At 73.4% G+C, this 20,219-nt stretch carries 17 protein-coding genes; 4 read left to right on the top strand and 13 right to left on the bottom strand.

Annotated elements, in window-relative coordinates; all coding sequences use genetic code 11:
* Window positions 1–121: 121 nt before the first annotated feature.
* The 11 genes from ACQPZ4_RS51765 to ACQPZ4_RS51715 all read right to left on the bottom strand — a co-directional run bounded on the left by ACQPZ4_RS51765 (window position 122) and on the right by ACQPZ4_RS51715 (window position 15,630).
* Window positions 122–6,247 carry an ADP-ribosyltransferase gene (locus tag ACQPZ4_RS51765; protein WP_433067409.1) on the bottom strand — a complete coding sequence of 2,042 codons (6,126 nt, stop codon included), beginning with the start codon at window positions 6,245–6,247 and terminating at the stop codon, window positions 122–124.
* 220 nt (window positions 6,248–6,467) lie between these two features.
* Window positions 6,468–6,707 carry a hypothetical protein gene (locus tag ACQPZ4_RS51760; protein ID WP_433067406.1) on the bottom strand — a complete coding sequence of 80 codons (240 nt, stop codon included), beginning with the start codon at window positions 6,705–6,707 and terminating at the stop codon, window positions 6,468–6,470.
* Complete coding sequence (locus tag ACQPZ4_RS51755) at window positions 6,704–9,235, bottom strand: hypothetical protein (RefSeq protein WP_433067404.1); 2,532 nt, start codon at window positions 9,233–9,235, stop codon at window positions 6,704–6,706. Before ACQPZ4_RS51755 ends, ACQPZ4_RS51760 begins: the two co-directional genes overlap by 4 nt.
* Before the next feature lie 43 nt (window positions 9,236–9,278).
* Window positions 9,279–9,884, bottom strand: a complete 606-nt coding sequence (locus ACQPZ4_RS51750; protein WP_433067402.1) for a hypothetical protein — start codon at window positions 9,882–9,884, stop codon at window positions 9,279–9,281.
* 73 nt (window positions 9,885–9,957) lie between these two features.
* Window positions 9,958–10,464, bottom strand: a complete 507-nt coding sequence (locus ACQPZ4_RS51745) for a DNA N-6-adenine-methyltransferase (protein ID WP_433067399.1) — start codon at window positions 10,462–10,464, stop codon at window positions 9,958–9,960.
* A complete protein-coding gene (locus tag ACQPZ4_RS51740) occupies window positions 10,461–10,727 on the bottom strand; it encodes a hypothetical protein (protein WP_433067397.1) in 267 nt (88 codons plus the stop codon). The genes ACQPZ4_RS51745 and ACQPZ4_RS51740 overlap by 4 nt, the downstream gene beginning before the upstream one ends.
* Window positions 10,724–11,215, bottom strand: a complete 492-nt coding sequence (locus ACQPZ4_RS51735; protein ID WP_433067394.1) for a DUF2829 domain-containing protein — start codon at window positions 11,213–11,215, stop codon at window positions 10,724–10,726. Before ACQPZ4_RS51735 ends, ACQPZ4_RS51740 begins: the two co-directional genes overlap by 4 nt.
* A gap of 218 nt (window positions 11,216–11,433) precedes the next feature.
* Window positions 11,434–12,021, bottom strand: coding sequence for a hypothetical protein (locus ACQPZ4_RS51730; protein ID WP_433067391.1), 588 nt, complete (start codon window positions 12,019–12,021; stop codon window positions 11,434–11,436).
* The gene (locus tag ACQPZ4_RS51725) at window positions 12,018–13,775 is read right to left on the bottom strand and encodes a phage portal protein (RefSeq protein ID WP_433067388.1); all 1,758 of its coding nucleotides are present in this window, start codon (window positions 13,773–13,775) and stop codon (window positions 12,018–12,020) included. Before ACQPZ4_RS51725 ends, ACQPZ4_RS51730 begins: the two co-directional genes overlap by 4 nt.
* A 12-nt stretch (window positions 13,776–13,787) precedes the next feature.
* Window positions 13,788–15,131, bottom strand: a complete 1,344-nt coding sequence (locus ACQPZ4_RS51720; RefSeq protein ID WP_433067385.1) for a PBSX family phage terminase large subunit — start codon at window positions 15,129–15,131, stop codon at window positions 13,788–13,790.
* Window positions 15,121–15,630: a hypothetical protein gene (locus tag ACQPZ4_RS51715; RefSeq protein ID WP_433067382.1), complete on the bottom strand. Its 510-nt coding sequence runs from the start codon at window positions 15,628–15,630 to the stop codon at window positions 15,121–15,123. The genes ACQPZ4_RS51720 and ACQPZ4_RS51715 overlap by 11 nt, the downstream gene beginning before the upstream one ends.
* Window positions 15,631–15,841: 211 nt before the next feature.
* Between ACQPZ4_RS51715 and ACQPZ4_RS51710 the strand changes: the two genes are divergently transcribed.
* From ACQPZ4_RS51710 to ACQPZ4_RS51695, 4 genes are all read left to right on the top strand, one after another.
* A complete protein-coding gene (locus ACQPZ4_RS51710; protein ID WP_433067379.1) occupies window positions 15,842–16,264 on the top strand; it encodes a hypothetical protein in 423 nt (140 codons plus the stop codon).
* A gap of 2 nt (window positions 16,265–16,266) precedes the next feature.
* Entirely contained in the window at window positions 16,267–16,461 is a 195-nt protein-coding gene (locus ACQPZ4_RS51705) for a hypothetical protein (RefSeq protein WP_433067376.1), read from the top strand.
* 102 nt (window positions 16,462–16,563) lie between these two features.
* The gene (locus ACQPZ4_RS51700; protein WP_433067374.1) at window positions 16,564–16,833 is read left to right on the top strand and encodes a hypothetical protein; all 270 of its coding nucleotides are present in this window, start codon (window positions 16,564–16,566) and stop codon (window positions 16,831–16,833) included.
* 74 nt (window positions 16,834–16,907) lie between these two features.
* Window positions 16,908–17,378 (top strand): hypothetical protein, encoded by a 471-nt coding sequence (locus ACQPZ4_RS51695; protein ID WP_433067371.1) that lies wholly within the window; start codon window positions 16,908–16,910, stop codon window positions 17,376–17,378.
* 78 nt (window positions 17,379–17,456) lie between these two features.
* On the opposite strand, the gene ACQPZ4_RS51690 is transcribed toward ACQPZ4_RS51695, so the two are convergent.
* Both ACQPZ4_RS51690 and ACQPZ4_RS51685 read right to left on the bottom strand, forming a co-directional pair.
* A complete protein-coding gene (locus tag ACQPZ4_RS51690; RefSeq protein ID WP_433067368.1) occupies window positions 17,457–17,828 on the bottom strand; it encodes a hypothetical protein in 372 nt (123 codons plus the stop codon).
* Between the two features lie 415 nt (window positions 17,829–18,243).
* Entirely contained in the window at window positions 18,244–20,031 is a 1,788-nt protein-coding gene (locus ACQPZ4_RS51685) for a DNA cytosine methyltransferase (RefSeq protein WP_433067365.1), read from the bottom strand.
* Between the last annotated feature and the right edge of the window lie 188 nt (window positions 20,032–20,219).

The following is a 20,219-nucleotide window of genomic DNA, read 5'->3' as shown; positions in this document are numbered from 1 at the left end:
CGCTGGCCCTCCGTGGGCGTGCGTGGACCGGGACCTGCCCGGACCGGGAATTTGTTGGTGGGAAACACAAACGGGGCCCCAAGCCGGGGCCCCGTTCAGGGGTTGATCATGCGGTTTCGGGTCAGCCGCGGCGGCGTGCGATCGCTTCCGCGTCGAGCCGCCGCCCGGCGCCCATTTCCACGATGTGATCGCGGAGCTTCGACTTCTTCCACGACGGCGAGAACCCGACCTGGCCGTGCTCGGCGATCTCCAGCAACTGCTTGATCGTCAGCCCGTCCAGCTGATTCCGGGCGTCCGCGAGGGACGTCGCAGCCCGCACCGCATCCCAGTTCGCGGCCGCTGTCCGCCTCGACGGCGGTGTCGGCGCCGCCGGCGCCTGCGCCCCGAGCCGCCCCGAGTCCAGCTTCTGCAGCATCGCCTTGGCCCGCCCCGCGTACGGCGCGGCCCCCGAGTACCGGGCACCCATCGAGTCACGACCCGACGCCCGGTGGTACTGCATCTGGTCGAGGTCCTCCCGGATCCGGGTCTTCGTCGACTCCGGCAGCGCATCGAACTCGGCCTGCGTCATCCCGCCATAGGCTGCGATCCGCTCCTCCGGCGGCCGGCTGGGCAACGTCCGTTCGGTGCCGGCCATCGCGATCGCCTTCGTCTGCGCCGGCGAGTGCCGCACCTCCGGTTCCCGGTGCTGGTTGAGGTCCTGCAGCCTCGCGGCGTCGGCCCGGTCCGCTGCGTCGTACGCGGCCGCGGCCTTGTCCTCGAGGTCCGGATCAGCGTCGGCGTCCTCCGCCGCCTGCAGCCGCCGGGCGGCGGCCTGCTCCTGCGGAGACCCGACCCCGTGCTGCTGCCGGGCCCGCTCGTAGTGCGCCTCCGCGAACCGCAGCTCGTCCTCCGCGTCCCGGCGGGCCTGGTTCCCGGCCAGCTCCGCAGCCTCGCTGTGCTGCTGCTGGCCGGCGACGAGCGCCGCGTTCGACCGGGCCCGCGACGCCTGCGCCGCACCCGTGCTCGCCTCGGTGACCGCCCGCGTCCTGGCCTCGACAGCGGCGCGTTCCTCCGCCGTCTCGGCCCGGGTGGCGCCGCCCTTGCCGGCGAGATCCTTCGCCGGCATCGCCAGGAGCTCGTTCCACGCGCCCCGACCGGACACCACCTTGCCGACCTGGGCGTCGGACTCGGTCCTCCGCGCCGGCGTCACGTCCGGCTGGTTGGAGACCAGCTCGGAATGCGTGAAGTCGGGTTTTGCGGTGCCCTTCGCGAGACGCTCCATCGCCTGCGACGTCGTCTCGCCCTCGGGCCGCAGCCCGCGCCGCATCAGCGCCGCGTTTGCGGCGGTGGCCATCGGCGACCCCGGCGCTGACTTCGCCATGTTCCGCAGCGTGCCCTCCGCCTGCCGGTCCATCTCGTGGTCCGGTGGCGTCTCGTGTGCCTGGATCGGCTTGACGTCGTGGCCACCGCGGAGGATCGCCGCATGGTCGCGGGTGAGCTGCGCGTCGAACTCTGCCCGCTGCTGCGCCTTCGTCAGGCGCTTGCCCGGCGCCGGCGCTGGGGCTGGGGCTGGGGTCTGCTGCCGACTCGCGACCGGGCCAGACCGCGTCACGTCCGGCGTGGCCGTCGCTGTGCGTTCCATCGGCTGTGGCGTCGTCCCGTCCTCCGGCCGCAGCCCGCGCCGGACCAGCGCCGCGTTCGCGGCGGTGGCCAGCGGGGACCCCGGCGCGCTCCTCGCCATGTTCCGCAGCGTGCCCTCCGCCTGCCGGTCCAGCTGATGGTCCGGTGGCGTCTCGTGCGCCTGGACCGGCTGCACGCCCTGGTGCCCCGAGTTCAGGATCGCGTCGTGCGCCCGCTTGAACCGGGCCCTGGACTCGGCTTCCGCGGCCTCCGCCGCGGCCTTCCGCCGGGCCGCCGACTTCCGGCGGCTGATCTCCCGGTCGATGACCTGCCGGTCGACGGAGTTCACCTCACCGCGGGCCGCGACGAGCTGCTCGTCGCTCATCCCCCGCGCGAGCTCCGCGCTCGGCCCCTGCACCGGGTTCTTCGGGACCGGCTTACCCGGCCCGACCCCAGCCCCGAGGCCGTGGTTGATCAGCGCGTCCATCCGGTCGCGTTGCGGCGCCGGCTGCTCGGGCCCACCGGCGAGGGCCTCCAGCGCCCCCTCACGGCGGATCAGCTGCTCCTTGGCGGCCGCCGGCACCCGCCTACGTCCGCCGGCGGGAGCGGGGCCGTTGCCGATCTGTTCCAACTCGAGGGACACCACCCGGTGCGGGAACGGCTTCTGCTCCATCCTCTCGGATCGGCCGACGACCCGGAAGTTCCCCGACGACAGCCATTCCTGCTGCCGCTCGAACCGCTGCCCGGCCTCCTGCTCGATCCGCAGCCCCCGCGCCCCGGCACGGACCTTGATGTCCAGCGACACCCCGTCCCGCGACAGCGGCCCCGCGAACGACCGGGCGGTCGCCTGGTCGGTCGTGAACGACGACACCGACGGGCCCACGTCCCGCTTCCCGATGAACTGCCGCAACGCGTAGGTGCCGCCGACGTCGGGAATCTTCGCCGGGTCGACGCCGTTCACGCCCCGGAACAGCTCCGGCGCGTCCGGCGGTGCGGTCGCCGTCGCCGCGGCGAGGATCGCGCCGTGGCTGGTCGGCTTCCCCTTCCCCTGGAACGCGCTGCGGACCTCCGACCGGAGCTGGTCGAGGCCGCCGAGCTCCCCGGACTGCGCATCCTGCGTCGTCCACACCCGGATCGCCTCGTGGAGCCGCAGCTGCGCCGGGTCGTCGAGATTGAGCCGGCCACCGCTGTTCAGCGCGGCACCAGCCGACGCGATCTCCGCCGCCCGCGGCCCGCCCGCCGGCAGGTCCGCCGCCCGGGACGCGCTGCGGGAAGCGTCCTCGTCACTCGGCCACATCGACGCCGGCGCCGCCGGCGCCGCTGCCCGGGCCGGCGTGGCCGACCTCGAGGTCGGCTTCGCCACCGCCGGGTTGGCGTCGCCTCCGAACCGGGCCAGAAGGCCCTGCGCCCGCCGGCCAGCTTCGGTGTCCCGCCCGTTGTTGGCGATCTTCTGCAGGTTCCCGAGGGCGTTCGCCTGGTCGATGTCGTTCAGGCCGGCCCACTCGTCGTCGGTGAGCCGCTCGTAGGCGTTGAGCTTCACGTGGTCGTTGCCGCTGAAACTCGCCCCGTACGCCGACACCTGCCCCTGCAGGTCGTTGTACCGGGCCCGCTTCTCCGCCGCCGCTGACGGCAGCCGCACGACCGGCACCGACGGCGAGACCCGCTCACCGTTGGTGAAGGTCACGACCCCGGACCGGTGGACCGACTTGACCTTGGACGGGGAGCTGTAGCCGTTCGCGGCCGGGGCCAGCACGTCGTCGCCGGCGTGCAGCGCCCGCGCTTCGACGGGCTCACCGCCGTGCTCGTCGGCCGCGGCCCTCGCCTTGCTGATCCGATCCCGGGTCTCGGAGTTGCCCTGCTGGATCGCCACGCCCTGGCCGGGCTTGTCCATGACGTCGCCCTCGAGCTTGCTCAGCCCGTCCGGCCGGTACACCGAGATGCTCCGCCCGCCCGGCTCCGACCCGGCGATCCGCATCGCCGGCTCGACGTCGGTCTTCACCCGCACCCACCCGGCGGAGCGCCGGCCGGTTTCGGCCTGGTCGACGACCTTCCCGATCGTCTTGCCGTCCGGGGTGGTGACCGTCCCGTCCGGGCCGATCCCGCCGAACGGCATCCCCGACGCGTCGTGCGGGTAGCCGTCGCGGGCGACCTTCGGCAGCTTCGCGAGCCGCTTCGGATACATGAGCGATTCGCCGGAGATGGCCCGGGCCACGCCCGGGTCGGTCCCGACGACCGGCACCTCGGCCCGGGTAACCGGCACCGTCGGCGCCGCCGCGGCGAGCTCGGGCGCGTCCGGCACCCGGTCGCCCGGGGTCGCGCCGGCGTTGCCCGTGCCCCACGCCCCGGCCATCGCCGCGAACGCCCCGCCCTGCTCCTCGTCCTCGCCACCACGCCCGCCGCCGCCCGTTGGGGCCGGCGGGGCGGCCGCTGCACGTCCTTCCGGCATCCGCTCCGCCGCCGCGGCGGCCGGGGCGCTGTCGTGGTCGTTCCAGCTCCCGGCGAGATCCAGGAACGTGCCCTGGTCCTCGTGCACGTCGCCCTTCGCGGCCGCGACGTCGAACAGGCCGATCTGGTGCTCGGCCTTCGCCTGCCGCGCGGCTGCGGCCCGGGCCTCCACCGCCGCAGCCGCGTCCTGCGCGACCCGCGACTGCGGCACCCCCGGCGCCTGGATCGCCGGCGGCCGCTCCGGCGCGTCGACGCGGACGTCGACGCGGTGGAACCCGTCGACAACCCCGTGGTCCGCGGTGACCGTGAACGTCGACCCGCGCGGCAGCACCAGCTCGCCCTCGTCGTCCAGGCCGTGCTCGTCGTCGCGGATCGCGACGGCCTTGAACCCCGCCGGCAGCTGCATCTGCATCAGCAGCCCCTGGCCGGGCGCACCCGTGTACGTCTCCCCGGAAGCCTCGGACGCGGTCGCGGACACGAACGCCGGGTCGGTCCACTTCTTCCCGACCAGCGACCCGTCACCGCCGAGGAACCGGCTGTCGAGCAGCCCCCGGTACGCGGTGACCGGGCCCTGCAGCGGCGACACCTCGAGCGCCGCGTCGAGCGCTTCAGCCTGCGCCCGGTGTGCGTCGTTGAGCGGGATCGACCCGCGCAGCGCGGCGTTCACCGGCGGTTCGGCCAGGTGAGCGCCGTCGGCGCCGTCGACCCCGGTGTGCGTCGCGTACTCGCCGATCGCCGCGTCGATCGCGGCCCGCTGCCCCTTCGGCAGCTTCCCCGTGGTCTTGCCGCTGCCGTAGCTCCACTGCACCGGCGCCATGGCCTGCACCGCGGCGGTCTTCGGCCGGATCTCGCTGTCCGGGATGGCCCGGGCGGCGTCCATGAGCTCGGGATCGACGAGCGCCCGGTTCTTGATCTCCGAGGTCGGGAGCAGCGCCCCGTTCGGGATGTGGTCCCGGGCGAGGGTCTCCAGCTGCTTGTCCGTGAGCCGGTCCAGGACGGCACGGCCGGCGGCCGCGTCGCCACCGTTCGCGGCCTGCGCGAACCGCTCCCGCAGCGCTGCGACACGCGCGGCGCGCTCCGGGCGGGTGTTGAGCATGAACGCCAGGTCGTCGAGGACGGCCCTGCGCTGCTCGAGGTTCAGCGCGCTGATGTCGTCGGTCGACAGCGTCTCGTACGTGTCGAGGCGCATCGGCGGCGGCAGCTGCCGGTTCACGGCCATCCCGGCGACGTTGTCGAGGTGCCCCTGGTCGACCGACCGCACGTCGAGCTGGTCGCTCGCCGCGGCGGCCGGGGCGCCGGCGGCCGCCGAGCGGCGGCCCTCGTCGGTCAGGGAGTGCCGGCCCTGGGCGTCGCGGGCCACATAGCCGGCGGCGACGAGCCGGTTCACGTCGTTGGCCTTCCGGCCGGAGATGTCGCGGCCCGCGCCGAGGTCGGCGAGGATCGCGTTCGACTCGTCGAACGCCGACGTCGCCGCTTCCCGGCGGGCCTGATCGCGGGCCTGCGCCTCGGGGGCGTCGAACCGGCCGGTCCCCGACGGGGGGACGGGCGCCGACGCCCGGTTGTCGTCGCCGGGCACGACCACGGCGTGGACGTCCCAGCCGCCGGCGTCGTTCCGGGTCACCTTCGTGACGGCGAGGCTCGTGTTCCGGGCCAGGAGGACCTCGCCGGACACCTCGTCGACCATCGCGTGTGTGCCCGCGGGGGCGGCGATCGTCATGTTGACCATGCCGGCCTGCGGCGGCTGCCCGCCGAGCGCGTTCGTCGGCGCGTAGGCGGCGTCGCGCATCTTCAGGCCCTCGAGGTGGGCCAGGTCGACATCGTCCCGGCCGAACTGCCCGGCCGGGACCTGCCGCGACAGCACGTAATCCCGCTTCAGCGGGCGCATGTCGGCGTCGATCGTGGCGACGTTCCCGTGGTCCTCCCCGCGGCGGAGCCGGTCGTTGATCGTGCGCCAGTCCGCGAGGTAGGCGTGCAGGCCGCGCCGGCCGTGCCACACCTCTTCCCGCAGCGCCGAGTGGCCCTCGTCGCGGGACGCGAACTTTTGGCCCTTGAAGCCGTGGACGACGTCGCGGGTGCGGCGGGCGTCGTCGGCGGACATCCGCCGGGTCCCGGACTTCGTGAACCGGCCCGCCTTGTCGCGGGGGTGCAGCAGCTCGAACTGCGCGTTCTTGACCTTGTGCTCGGCGGACTTCCTGCGGGTCATCGGCTCTCCCGGAGACCAGAAAGCGCCACCCGACCGTGGGTCGGATGGCGCTGGTGGCGGCTTGGTTCAGCCCCCGGGGCGAGCGGGGTAGCTGCTATCTACGCTGCCGGGCGGCTCGCCGCGCGGCCTTGATCTTGGCCCGGTCCCGGTGTGGCCGGCCGACCTTCGGGGCAGGCACGGCAGGGCCCGGTCCGCTCCACACACCCGTCCACGGCATCGCTCAGCCCTCCAGCTCGCCGGCGGCGGCGTCCGGGGTGAAGTCGACGTGCTCGGGCGGGCGCCGCTGCTGGTGGCCGGTCACGAACGCGTGCGCGAGGACCCGCTGCCGGGCGTCGCCTTCCGGGTCGTACGGGCACGACGAGATGGGCCTGCCCCGGGCGGCCGCGTGCGCGCCGATGCGGCGCACCGCGTCGATGACCCGCTGCGGCACGGTCGGCTCGTCGCCGGTGGGTGTGCTCATCCGAAGTCCCTTCCGTTCCCGGCCAGCTTCGACCGCTTCGCCGCTTCGATGTCCCGCTGCCGGCCCAGCACCTGAGCCTTGAACTGCGTGTACGTCATCCGGCCGCCCTGGTCCTGGAACCAGCGTTGCAGCTCCTCCGACGCGTACTTGTGGAACCGGTTCGCCGGGCCGGAGAACAGGCTCTTCGGGTCGACGCCGGCGGCCTGGCCGGCCTTGGACAGCATGTGCCCGCGGATCGCCCGCTCGGCCACGATGTACTGCAGGTCGACGTGCTCGCCGTACTGCCGCTTCACCGCGGCGTCGGTCGTCTCGCCGGCGTGCCGGTCGACGGCACCCCGCGCCCGCGCCGCCTTGATGTCGGCCGGGTCGAGGTTGTGGACCTCGGCGTAGGCGTCCGCGAACGACCAGCCGCGGGCGACGAGCTCGTCCATCCGCTGCTGCTGCACCGGGCTCGTCTCCGCCCACGCCCCCTTGGTCTTCGGGGTGCGTTCCTGCGGCCCGAACCGGAACGGATCGCTGCGGTCGACGCCGTGCTCCTCGCCGACCTGCCGGAAGTGCGCGAGCCACTCCGCGGCCAGCTGCTTGCGGCTGCGGGGGTCGTGGCGGTACGCCGCCGAGTACTCCGCCTGGGTGGCGTCGTCGGGCAGGCCCATCGTGCGCCTGGACGCGATCGCGAACCGCTCCCCGGTCGCCGGGTTCCCGGCCCGCTGGTCGTCGACGGCAACCTCCCGGATCGCCGCCTGCAGCTCGTCGGGTTTCGGCAGCCTCGAGGGGACGACACCCGGCCGGACGAACTCGCCGGGCACGTCGACCGGCCCCGCCTCCCGGGTGCCGGGCTCGACGCCGTCAGCGTCGGCCAGGAGCCGGTACCAGCCGAGGGTGTCCGCGGCCCGCTCGTGCGGATGCCGCCGGTCCGCCTTGATCGCCTTCTCCAGCTCGCGGTGGTGCGCGCCGGGGTCGAGGCCGTACATCCGCCGGCGGGCCTCGCCGAGCCGGTCACCGATGCGGTGCGACTCGCGGACCATGTCGGCGTGCGGGCCCCGGCCGACCGCGCCCGTGCGGGCGTAGCTGTCGGCGATCGACTGCAGCTCGCCGAGCTCACCGATCGGGTTCCGGACGAGCGCCGGCCCGGCCGGGCCCACCGCGACCTTCGCGGCGCGGGTCTCGGCCTTCGCCGCCTGCGCCGCCTGGTGCGCCCGGGCCTTCGCCTTCGCCTGCTGGTTGTCGTGGTAGAGCGCGACACCGTCCGGGTCGTCGGGCGGGCCGTAGTTCGCCCGGTCGTCCGGGGAGACGCCGTCAGCGGCGGCGAGCTTCCGGTACCACGCCAGATGCCAGCCGGTGCGTTCCTCATGCGATCGCTGGTCCGCGACCGTCGCCGCGGACACGTCCGCGAGGCTGGCGTCGTCGGGAAGGTTGTAGGTGCGGCGGATCGCCCGCTGCGCCCGCTCCCGCGTCTCCGGCGTCGACGCCCCGTGCCCGGGGATCGGGGACCCGGCCAGGTCCAGCCACGCCGTGAACGACTGCCCGACCATCGCCGGCGCCTCCGGCGGCGCGGACGCCTTCACCAGCGCTTCCGCCTCGAGGCGCTCCCGCCGCTCGTACTCCTCGTACAGGGCGCCGATCGCCAGCTCGTCACCCACGGCTGAGGCGTCCGCGAACGCGGTGTCGAGCTCGTCGCCCGACATGTGCTCCGGGTCCTGCAGCAGCGTGTAGTGCCGGGCCGCGGCCGCCTCGCGGCGGTCGAGCTCGTCAGCGACGCGGACGATGTCGTCGTCGCGGCCCTGCGGCGCGAGCCAGCCGATGGCGTCGACGAGGTCGTCGTCCGCCATCGTCGACAGGTCGTCGGGCAGCTCCCGCGGCCGCATACCCGAGACGTCTTCACGTTGGCCGATCGCGACCGCGGACACGTCCCACCCGCCGGCCTGGTTGCGTTTCGCGCGGGTGATCGCCAGGTCGAGGTCACGGTCGAGGGTCACGCCGCGGCCCTGCGGGTCGACGATCGCCCGCGTCCCGGCCGGGACCGCGATCCGCATCGAGATCATCCCCTTGGCCGGGCCCGCGTCGCTGTGGAGGCTGGCGGCGATCGGCGCGGCGTCGTGGAGCTTCAGCCCCTCGAGCTGCCCGAGGTCGGAGATCCGGCCGAACGCGTCCGCGGGCACCTGCCGGGTGACGACCAGGTCGTCGGGCAGCGGCCGCAACGCCGCGTCGAGGTCGTCGAGGCCGTCGGGGATCTCGCCGGCGCGCAGCGCGGCGTGGGTGTCCCGCCACCCGTCCGGCGCCAGGTACCGCTCGACGCCGGGGGTGCGGGGTGCCTGCGGCAGCCCGGCGAGGTACCCGGCGGCGCGGTGGCCGTCCGGGAACTCCCGCGGCTGCAGGCCCTTGATGGTGTGCCGGGTCCGGTCGATGTCCTCCGCGGTGAGTTTCTTCGCGAACGACTTCGTGAACTGGCCTTTTTCGTTTCGGGGGTGCAGCGCCTCGTTCCACTGGCCGTTGGCCTTCGAGGGGCGTACGCGTTTCTTGCTGGCCACGGGCCACCGCCTCGAGGTCGTACCGGATCAGGGGCGGGGACGGTCAGACGCGCGGCGGCCACCAGGCGGCGTACGGCAGCCCGGTCGACTGCACGGCCTCGGCGTCTTCCCGGGTCTCGTGCAGCGGCACCGATGTGCGCAGCTGCGAGCGGGTGTCGTTCGCGTTCGGGAACACCTGCAGGTTGATGAGGTTGTCGTTCCACACCTGCGTGATCACGGCCGGCGCGTGGTCGACACCGCCGTTCATGCGCGGGTCGACGGCGAACAGGACGATCCGGCCGGCGGACGGCTTCTGCATGGGGGGCTCCTTCAGGTGGTGGGACGGCGGCCGGCACCAGGTGCCGGGCGGGATCGTGGAGGCGGTGGGCGCCTCACCGTCGGGCGCCTCACCGCGGGGCGTGTTGAACTCGGCGAACCCCGCCGAGCCCGGGCCGAACACCCACAGGTGCACGTGCTCGGCGCTGTCGAGGGCGGGTACCGCGCCGGACTCGACTCCGCGCGGGTCGAGGCTGTCGACGGTGGCGACGACGATCGCCGCGCGCGGGGTGCACAGCCCTTGCTTGCCGCGGTAGTGGACGAGGTCGCAGAGGGCCGGCAGCGTCGCCGGAGCGCACGCTCCTGTGGGGTTCGCGGTCGCGGGTGTGGTCATGCGGTGCCTCCAGCGCAGCGCAGCCCCGAACCCTGACCGGGCCGGGGCTGGAAAAAAGTCGGATATTTCGTGATCAGGCCGTGAACAGCCAGCCGCGGGCGAGCGCGCCCTCCAGGCCGCTGTCCGCGAGCCGGTACACGGCCCGAGATCCGTACGCGACCAGGCACATCGGGGCGCCGGAGTTGAACCGCGCCCGCCGGCCGTCGGGGTGGTGAAAATGCGGCCGCCGGTGCAGGAACAGCACCGCGGCGGCCTTCGCCCACACCTGCTCCCGGAACCAGCCGGTCTCGGTGCGGGCGGGGACCAGGGCGACACCGCCGGCGTCGTGGTCGGCGAGCCGGGCCAGCCACAGGGCGGCCTGGTCGCCGTACGGCGGGTTCAGCCACACCAGGCCCCACCAGGGGGCGGTGAGGCCGTCGTCGGCCTCCACGTAGTGCCGGGCGGCGGTCGGCCACGGCCGCGGCTCGGGCGCGGCGCACGGGTCGAGGTCGAACCGGCCCAGCCGCTGCAGGAGCTCGGGCGGGGTCAGCCACACGTCCGTCGCGCCACGGTGCGGCCGCTGGTGGGAGGAGAGGCTCACAGCGCGCGGACCTCGTACACCTCGGCCTCGGCGCCGTCGTCGCGGGTCTCGTAGCGGCCCGTCGGGTACGCCCGCGCACCGGCCGGCCCGAACTGCACGCCCTCGGTGTCGCTCGGCCCGTCCGGGTCGCGGTACGCCTCGTAGACCAGGTCGACGAGGTTGAACCACTGGCCGTCGAGCTTCTCCGGCAGGAACCCCGCCGGCAGGTCCGGCGCCGGGCGGAGCACGACGAAAATCGCCCAGTTGAACCGCGGGTCGCTCACGCGCGCATGCCCCGGCGCACGGTGGCCGCGCTGCGGATGGCGGCCGCGAGCGCGACGTCGCCGGCGTCGGGCCCGCCGCGGCGTCCGCCGAGCACATTGACCGAGCCGGAGCCGAGGACCTGCGAGGCGATGCCGCCGGGCCCGAGGACGTGCATGGCGACGCTGCGGGCGGCGCCGCTCGAGGGAGTGGATCCGGGGATCCCGCGCGCCGGGCTGAGCTCGTGCGCTTCCCAGTCGTCGGCGAGGAGGTCGGTCTGCGACGCGACCCACGGCACGAACTGACCGTCTGCGGTGCAGAACATCAGATAGGGGCGGAAGGAGCAGACGGTGCCCTCCGCGAGGCCGGTCGCCGCGGCGGTGTTCGCGTTGATCGCGATCCCGTCGGGGTAGCCGGCCTGGAATACAACGTACTGACCGGCACCGTTCCAGCCGGTTCGGGTGATCTTGGCGCCGTTCTTCACGGCGACCAAGGCGGACGAAAAGTCCATGTCTACCCCTCGTGACGGTTGAGTCCCCAGCCGGTAGCGGCCGGGGTACGGTGTGCGGGCCACGCCCGGCCTGAGTGGCGTGTCGCGGTGGACCGCTGTCCCTGCGTTTGTTCTCCGTCAACCGGTTCCGCCTCAGGGCGGACAAGGGGTCGCGGTTGGGCATAGGGATGCGCGGGGAGGGCTCTGTCGCGGCTTCAGGCCGGGCGTGCGCTCATGTCCTAAGCGGCGGCCGCGTCGGCCGGGACGAGCGACTCGACCTGGATCGGGCCGGCGCTGTACCGGTCCCGCTCGATCGCGATCAGGCACGCCCGCGCGACGGCGTCCTCGGCGTCGACGCCCGTGCCGAGGAGCGCGTCGACAGCGCCGAACGCGAACCCGTGCCCGGAGCCGAGCGCGGCGATGCCGTCCGGATGCGGGATGGCGCACATGTGCGCGATCGTCCACAGCCGGCCCCGCCAGCCGAGCAGGACGTTGCTGTCCATCCGGCCGTCCTCGAGGAGCTTCGCGTCGACCGCCGCGGCGGTAACCTTCCGCGCGATCGTGAACGCGACCCGGTCGACCGAGTCGAGCTCGTCGTCGACGGTGAGCTCGTCGACGCGGTACGTGCGGAACAGGACCGGGTCGGCGAGGACCTGCGCCAGGCCGGCGCTGCCCGTGACGCCGAGCAGCATCTCCTCCCGGTCGCCGAGGTGCCGGCGGATGATCTTCGTGGCGGCGCCCGGCAGCGGCACGTCGTACACGTTGGTGCAGGAGTCCGCGGCCATGTGCACGATGCCGCCTCGAGCGGCTCCGACGATCGTCGTCACTTGCTTCCCCCCGGGGCTGGTGGCCGCTGTCCAGGCGGCCGCCCGCCGGGGGTGCCTGGCTGCGGGTTGGGTCGCGGCCGCGGGGTGCCCATCGGGTTCGTGCCCGGGTTCCCGGCCGGCGCGCCGATCGGGCCCATGCCCGGCGGCGGCTTCTGCTTGTCCATGGTCGTGCCGAACTCTTTCGTGACCTTCTCGACTTCGGCGTCGATCTGGTCTTTCGGCCACGACGGGTGCGCCATCCGGACCCGGGTCTCGATCGACGCCGACTCCGACGCGTACAGCGCCTGCACGACCTGGCCCAGGACGAGCGGGTCGGTCTGCTGCTCCTCGTTGAACGTCACGTCCGGCCGCTCAGCGGTGATCCCCGACCCGAACAGCTTCCCGTCGAGCAACGCCAGGGTTTCCAGTAGCGTCGCCATCTCGGCCCAGTACAGGGCTTTCGCGTCGCGGGTCGAGTCCGACTTGGTGTTGCGGACGTTGACCTCGGTCGCGGTCGCCTGCGTGTTCGACTCGTCGCCCATCACGCCCTGCTTGGCGTAGCCGGCGGCCCGGACGATCTGGTCGTGGATGTCCCCGGCCAGCTGCAGGTGCTCGGCCACCCGGATCGTGAACTGGACCTGCTCGATCGTCGCCGGCCGTTCCGGGGAGTCGAGCATGTCCAGCAGCAGGAAAATCCGCTGCGAGTGGTCGTACCGCATGCCCTGCCCGGGCCCGTTCGACTTCAGGTACGAGCGGGGCACGACCAGCTTCGCCTCGCCGAGCTCCAGGTCGTTCATCAGCGACGTGTACGTCTGGTCGAGCGCGTCGAACAGCGTGATCATGCCCGGGGAGAAGTCGGAGCGGCCCTCCACCGAGCCGGGGTCGAGGCGGTTCGGGAGCAGATTCGGGATGTACGCGACCGTCAGCCGGTCCTTGACCGTCTCGATCTGCGGCTGCAGTCGGGCCGTCTTCGGGTGCGCGGTCAGGGGCAGCTGCTGCCCGAGGGTCTCTTTCGACCCCTTGTACAGGCCGTGGAGGATCCGGCCGCGTTCGTGCCGTTCGAGGTGCCGCCACACGGTCTGCCCGGCGTCCTCCTCCTGCACACAGTCGGCGAACGTCACCGCGGTGAGGATGTCCCACGCGAACTCCGGCACCGCCGCGTCGGCGAGCACGGGCCGGATCCACGGGTGGCCGGCGAGCTCGTCGTCCCACGTGATCACCATGTAGACGCCGCCGTACGCGGCCTGGACCTCGCCGCCCTGCAGCAGCTTCGCGTGGAACTTCGACCGGTTCAGGACCTCGGACATGCGTTTCGCGGTCTTCTCGTCCTCCCACTTGATCTGCGGGGGCTCGGAGAACAGCAGCTGCGACGAGACGACCGCCAGGTCCTCGGGCGCCGGGATGTGCATCTTGCTGGGGTAGTCCGACTGCGGGATCGGCTTGCCCCACCAGGCCCGGGCGACCGCGCCGACGACACCGCCGCGGTACTGCGCCGGGTGGTTGCCGGGCAGCGTGAACCGGCGCTCGGACAGCTGCGCGGACCCGCCGCCGCCGTAGGTCGCGGCGATCTCCTCCGGGTCGCCGCGGTACCAGGCCCGCCAGATCAGGAACCGCTCCATCGCGTGTTTGCGTTCGGGTGGTGGCCACGGCGTGTTCCCGCCGGGCGGCAACCCCCGGTTGTAGGTGCCCCGCGACGCGGCCGGCCCGGTCGACGGCGCCGGCTCCGGCGTCGCGAGGGCGGCTGCGTCCACGGTCTTGCCCACCGGCAGCGTCACGGACGCCTCCCCTTAGGTGCGCCCGGCCTTCGCCTTGGGCAGCTCGATGCGGATGTGCTGACGCCACAGCGATTCGGTGGTGAGCACCGCGTAGCGCAGCGCGTCACAGGCGTGGTCGTCGGTCTTGATCGGCTTGTCCTCGCCCAGGAGGGCGGCCTCGTCGTCCCACGAGTAGCCGGGGAGCTCCTCGATCAGCCGCTTGCACGAGCGGGCGATCTTGAGCTTCCGCCGGCCCAGCAGGGTCGCGACGGCGCGGATGCCGGGCAGCACGGCGTTACGGGCCGGCATCGGCGTGTACGGGCTGTCGGACATCACCGACGTCACGAAGGACGCGGCGGACGGGTCGATGACGATGTACTCGGGGTGCACGCCGCGGCGCGCGTCCACGTCGCCGCCGGCGGCGCCCGGTAGCGGGTAGGTGCCGGGGTGCGGGGCGTTCTGCAGCCACGTGTGCACGTCGGCGAGGTAGTCGGCGTCGGACTTCGACCGGTGCGCCTGCCGCGCGTCGTAGGAGTACTCCGACGTCACGTACAGCTTGTTGTCGTTGCCCAGCCCGAGCAGCAGCCCCACGAACGGGTTCGTGGTGCCGTAGTCGATGCCCGCGCACAACCACCGGGAGATCGGCGGGATCTTCTCGTCCGGGATGACGTGCCGGCGCTCGTCGAACATGTCGAAGATCGCGCCCTCGGCCGCCACCCAGTGACCGAGAATCCACCGGCGGAACCACAACCCGACGAACTCGGCCTTAATCGAGTCCTTGTACTCGCGGGTCAGCGACGGGTTGTCGTCGAGGGTGAAGTGCCAGAACGCCAGGTCCAGCTCGCCGGCGCGGAGCAGGAAGTCCTTCCGCAGCCAGTGCCCGGGCGCGTCGGGGTTCGTCGTCGCGAACAGCTTCGCGCCGCGCTTCGACATGCGGCCGAGCAGCTGCGTCCAGAACTCCTGGCCGAGCAGGGTCGCCTCGTCGACGTACGCGGCCGCCGCGGTGAGACCACGCAGCCGCCGCTCCGCGCGGATGTCCGCGGCGCCGATGATGTCGATGGTCCGGCCGAGGATCTTCGCGGTGGCGGCGCCCGGCGTGTAGTGGACCTCGTCGGCGATCGCCCCGAAGATCTCGGGGTCCTGCAGCACGGAGAAGACGTTGCGGGCGACGGTGTCGCGGGTCTGGCCGACCATGACGATGCGGCCCTTGGGGCACTCGTCGGAGGCCAGGAAGATCAGCCAGCGCAGCAGGGACGCCACGGTCTTGCCGCTGCGGATGGCGCCGGTCCAGATGTTGATCCGCCGGGTGGAGTGGACGATCGAGCGGATCTGGATCGGGGACAGGGTTTTGCACACCCGGTCGAGGTCAAGGCCCATCGGTGCCGCCGGCGTCGTCGTCCTCGTCGTCGCCGGTGCCGTCGTCCCAGTCCTGCAGGTCGGGGCGGTTCGCGTCGTCGCCGGTCTCGGGCAGCAGCGACGCGGCGAGGGCCAGGCCGCGGGCGAGCTCGCCGAGGACGGACCGGGCGTTGGCGCTGTCGGCCTGGATGCGGTCGAGCTGCAGGAGCTTGATGCGTCGGTCGATGACGCCGAGGACGATCGCGGCGGACTTCGTGGACCCGCCGAGGGCGGCGGGCCAGTGCCCGGCCTGGAGCAGGTCGAGGCGGCGCAGCTCCTGCGCGAGGCGCTCTTTCGCGGCGCCGTTGGCCTCCGTGACCGCGTATTTCATGGCGCGGGTCAGGTCTTTGGAGACGGCCGCCGGGCTGGAGTAGCCGAGGCGGGTCGCGATCTCGTCGAGGGGGACGCCGGCGGTGCGGAGTTTCAGGGCCTTGGCGCGGCGTTCGGCGGTGCTGGTGCGCTGCTCACGCGATGCGGACATCGGCGACCGGTCTTTCGCTCGACACGGCCGGCGCCTGGCCGTCGTGCGGTGGCCGACGCGCGCCGCGAGGCGCCTGGCCTGCGGCTACCTACGCGCTCCACACCCAATCATGACAGCCTTGAGCTATGCTGTTGCATAGCTGTCGTGACTCCGGTAATGTTCGGGTCCGAACGACACGCAAGTCAGCCCCCTGACCAGGGAAGGAACCCCGTTGGTTTCCAAAGCGCAGCAGCAGTGGGACCTCGTCACCGACGAGGTGAAGATCGCGATCGCGGACGCCGCGTTCAACGTCCTGGAGTACGGCTGGCCCGACCGCTACGAAGGCAGCCCCGGCGCCCCGTGGAGCTCCGACACCGCCGAACGCCTCTCGGACTGCTTCCCCCTCGTCTTCACCAGCCCCGACGACCTCTGCGGCGACGACGAGCCGCACGCCGAGCACGGCAAGTGCCCCGGCATCGACCCCGACCCGTGCCCCGTCGGCGACCCGGACTGCGAGACCGGCGACGACGGCTCCCGCCACGACGGCTGCACCCCGCCCCGGCACACCCGCTCGACGTCGGCGGACGGCGCGGTGTGCGCCGAGGACGGCATGCCGTGGCCGTGCGCCGAGGCCGGGCCCCAGGGTGGCGAGTAGCCGTGCCGCAGCCCCTGGATAAGACGGGCCTGATCAAGGACGAGCCCGACCAGCAGATCGGCTGCGTCACCGTGAAGCGGTGGCGGCGTACCGACGGCAGGCTCGACCACGCCGAGCTGTGGGGCAGTCCCACGTGGCTGCGCGCGATCGTGAAGACCGAGCGCGGGATCGCCGGCGCCGCGCAGAAACTCATCTAGGCAGGTCACGACAACCGTGCATCTTTGTGTTGCATAGTTGTCGTGACTCTGATAGAGTTCCCTTCAGAGCGAGACGCCAGCCCCCCGACCTGGAGGAACCCCATGGACACCAACGCGCAGAGCCTCTGGAACCAGTTCACCACCACCCAGAAGGCCGCCGTGGCGGACGCCGCGTTCAACGTCCTGGAGTACGGCAACGCCGACCGCTGGGAGGGCACCCCCGGCCCCGCGTGGACCCCCGAGCTCATGGCCCGCCTCGCGGACTGCTTCGGGATCGTGTTCACCACCATCAGCGACGAGACCGGCTGCACCGACACGCTCCCGCACGCCGCGCACAACGGCTGCCCCGGCCGGGACACCGACCTGATCTGACCCGCCCAGCACGCCGCCGCCTCGGCCCCCACAACGGGGTCGAGGCGGCGGCGTTTCTGCGCTACACAGTGGGTATGCGCTCACGCCGCCTGCACGCCCCGGCACGGCCGCTCCTGCAGCCCGCGCTGTTCGAGGAGCCCGCCCGCGCCCAGGGCGCCGGCGACTCGTGGCTGTGGCTGTGGACCGTCCCGCCGGCGCTCGCCGCCGAGCTCGTCGCCGGCGGCCGCGACGTCGACTCCCACTCGTGGCGGCCGCGGACCGAACACCTCGAATGGCTCCTCGTCGGCGACGGGCAGCGCCTGGCCGGCGCGGTCCGCTGGCGCGGCGCCGTGACCGTCTCCGGGTCGCAGTGGGCCGCCGGGGGCGTCTCGCCGTCCGGCAGCGTCTGGTGGCACTGGCAGGTCAGCGACCCGGTGCCGTTCACCCCGCCGATTCCGTGGCCGATCCCGGCAGGCTCGCCCCGGCTGCGGCCCGCGCCGCGCGCTCTGGAGGCGGCCGCCCGCGTCCACGGGATCACCCCGGTCCACGCACGGCTGCGGCGGTAGAGACCGGTAGAGAGCGGCAGACACGCGAAGGCCCGCACCCGTTTCCGGGGGCGGGCCTTCGCTGTGCCGGGCCGCTCGTCAGCTTCCCGCCTTGCGGTAGCAGTTCGTGGCGCCGCGCGGGTGCCACGTCTGGCCCGCGCAGCAGCACTCGTCGGGGCGGTTCGGGCGGGCGGCGCGGTGGTCGCGCACGGCGTTGAGGATCCAGGCGGTGGGGGACTCGGCGTCGTCGGGGACGTTGCCGGAGGCGACCTGCGACAGCGCCCAGCCGAGGACGGCGGGGCGCGGCTTGCCGAGCAGCGCGTGCATCAGCTCGGCGTACGCGTCGATGGCGTCGCTGTACTGGTGGCTGCTGGGGCCGTGCTGGTCGGCGAAGGGGGCGAGGGCGCCGAACACGCGGTCGGCCTCGGTGAGGAGGGCGTTCGTGACGGCGGGGGTGAGCTCGATGTCCATGCCCAAACTCTATCACGACTACCGTGCAACACTAGCGCTCATAAGTAACGGCAGCGACAGCGCAACGTGACCGCAACCCCTGAAACAGCAGGTCAACGGCCACGCATACGCTCTCGACGTCCGTGCAACAGTGGCGCTCATCACATGTTCCCTTGGCGGGAGTCGAACCCGCTACTCATCCACCCCCAACCGGGTGGTGCCGTGCGAACCCGCCCCGACCTGCGGCAACGGTCGCGTTTTCTCCGTGCGGCTCCAAGGGACTCCAGGGGTGCGGCGCCGTCCCGGGGCAGGGACAGCAGCCGCGCCGGAACCGGCCCGGCCCCACCAGGCGCAGAGCAGCGGGGAATCACGCCACCGCCGACATCGGCAGCGTGCACCGCTCGCGCACCAGCAGGGCCGTGACCGGCCCGGACACTCAGAAATCAGACAGGCACAACGCGATCCCCGCCGCACCCTGCGGCGGCGCCACCCCGTTACCCAGCGCCCGCAGCGCCGGGACCCGGGTCAGCAGGTCCGTGACCCACCCGGCGGCCAGGCCGTGCATCCACTCCGGCAACGCCGGCGACAGCCGCAGGTTCCCGACCTTGTTCGGCGCGACCGGCGACGGCGGAGCCACCCCCGACAGCACCGCCCACAACGCGACCGCGTCCGCGTACGGCCCCCACTGCCCGGCATAGGCGTCCTGCAGGTGCACGACCGCCGAGGGCAGCATCAGGTCCCCGCCGGAGCCCGCCTGGTACGGCGACCCGTTCCGGCCGTCCGACGCGCGCGGCGTCGGCAGCATCCGCACCGCGTCCCGCAGCGCCTGGGCGACACCGTCGACCACGATCGCGCCGCTGTTGCCGTCCGTCGCGGTCGGCGTCGGCAGCATCCGCGCCAGGTCGCGGGACACGTCCCGCAGCCCGAACCCGGCCGTCGACCCCCGCTCACCCTGCCCGGCGTCCGCAGCGAGCGGCGTCGGCAGCATCCGTACCGCGATGCCCAGCGGCGGCGACACCGGCCGCGAGTACTCCGCAACCTGCTCGGTCCGCGCCGTCCAGCTCGCCAGGTCCTCGCCGTCGTTCGGCATCGACGCCGCCGGCGTCGGCAGCAACCGTGCCGGCGGCTCGGTGATCTTCCCGGCGTGGACGACGTCGCAGAGCGTCTCCCCGGCGTGCGCGCCCGCAGGGTCCCTGCGGCCGCAGGTCGCGTTCCGGCTGTTGCGGGAGTCCGCGACCGTCGGCGTCGGCAGCAGCGTGACCACGTCCCGCAGCTGCACGAACCCGTCGGTGCGGTCCCGGACCGTGGCGCCGTGCGCGTCCATCGCCGTCGGGGTCGGGAGCACCTTCGCCGGCGGCTCGACCGGCGCCGGCGCGGCCGCGGCGCCACCGAGCTGGACCGGCGCGGCGTGCGCGGCCTGGCCGATCCGCACCCGGCGCACGACCGGTGCCGGGTCGATGATCCGCGCCGGCGCGAGCTCGACCGGCACAGGCAGGTTCTCGGCGACGTGCGGCAGCGTCCACGTCCGCTCCGACCGTGGGCGGCCGTCGGGGTAGTCGCGGGTGATGTTGTCGCCGGTCTTCCAGTCGCGGGCGACCGGGGTCGGCAGCAGCCAGCGGCCGCCGCCGCGCGGGGCGCCGCACAGCGCTTTCGCGCCGACCCGGCGGGCCGGGCCGGGCGGGCCCTCGAGGGCGCGGCGCGCGACGAGGAACCAGCGGTGCCGGTGGTGGCAGGAGCCGACCGCGCAGGCGCCGAGGACGGTCCAGCGGGCGTCGTACCCGGCCGCGCGGAGGCCGTCGAGGATGTGGGCCAGGACGTCGCCGCGGCGGATGGACACGATGTTCGCGACGTTCTCCAGCACGATCGTGGCCGGCATCAGCACCAGGATGGCGCGGAGCACGGCGGGCCAGAGCCAGCGCGGGTCGTCCTCCACCAGCTGCTTGCCGGCGGCGGAGACGGCCTGGCACGGGAACCCGGCGGTGAGCCGGTCGACGGTGGGCACCTGGTGCCAGTCGACGGTGCGGATGTCGCCGAGGTTCGGGACGCCGGGGAACCGCTCGGTGAGGAGCTCGGAGACGTGCGGGTCGACCTCGGCGAGCCACAGGTGGCGGGCCGGGCCGAGAACGCGTTCGGCGGCGAGGTCCAGGCCCCCGTAGCCGGTGCAGATCGATCCGGTGGTGGGCAGGGTCTGGGTGGTCTGGGTGGTGTGGACAAGGTCGTGCACGGGCGGCCTCCCGGGCGCGGCGGATACCACGCGCGGCGAGACGCGACCGGCACGATGCACCGGTTCGCACAAGTGTACGAAGATTTCGGGCCATCCGCCGGTGTCGAAGATGTCCGGTTTGCCCTGCCCGTGCACTATCTTATGAGCGCTTGTGTTGCACGGTATTCGTGATAGAGTGTGTGGAGCGG

The sequence above is a fragment of the Dactylosporangium sp. CS-033363 genome, assembly GCF_050942475.1.
GTDB lineage: Bacteria > Actinomycetota > Actinomycetes > Mycobacteriales > Micromonosporaceae > Dactylosporangium.
This window is presented reverse-complemented; position numbering and strand designations above follow the sequence as displayed.

Coding starts and splice junctions, on each gene's coding strand:
- ACQPZ4_RS51765 (WP_433067409.1), bottom strand. CDS start 6,247: ATGACCCGCAGGAAGTCCGCCGAGCACAAGGTCAAGAACGCGCAGTTC.
- ACQPZ4_RS51760 (WP_433067406.1), bottom strand. CDS start 6,707: ATGAGCACACCCACCGGCGACGAGCCGACCGTGCCGCAGCGGGTCATC.
- ACQPZ4_RS51750 (WP_433067402.1), bottom strand. CDS start 9,884: ATGACCACACCCGCGACCGCGAACCCCACAGGAGCGTGCGCTCCGGCG.
- ACQPZ4_RS51735 (WP_433067394.1), bottom strand. CDS start 11,215: ATGGACTTTTCGTCCGCCTTGGTCGCCGTGAAGAACGGCGCCAAGATC.
- ACQPZ4_RS51720 (WP_433067385.1), bottom strand. CDS start 15,131: ATGGGCCTTGACCTCGACCGGGTGTGCAAAACCCTGTCCCCGATCCAG.
- ACQPZ4_RS51715 (WP_433067382.1), bottom strand. CDS start 15,630: ATGTCCGCATCGCGTGAGCAGCGCACCAGCACCGCCGAACGCCGCGCC.
- ACQPZ4_RS51700 (WP_433067374.1), top strand. CDS start 16,564: ATGGACACCAACGCGCAGAGCCTCTGGAACCAGTTCACCACCACCCAG.
- ACQPZ4_RS51695 (WP_433067371.1), top strand. CDS start 16,908: ATGCGCTCACGCCGCCTGCACGCCCCGGCACGGCCGCTCCTGCAGCCC.
- ACQPZ4_RS51690 (WP_433067368.1), bottom strand. CDS start 17,828: ATGGACATCGAGCTCACCCCCGCCGTCACGAACGCCCTCCTCACCGAG.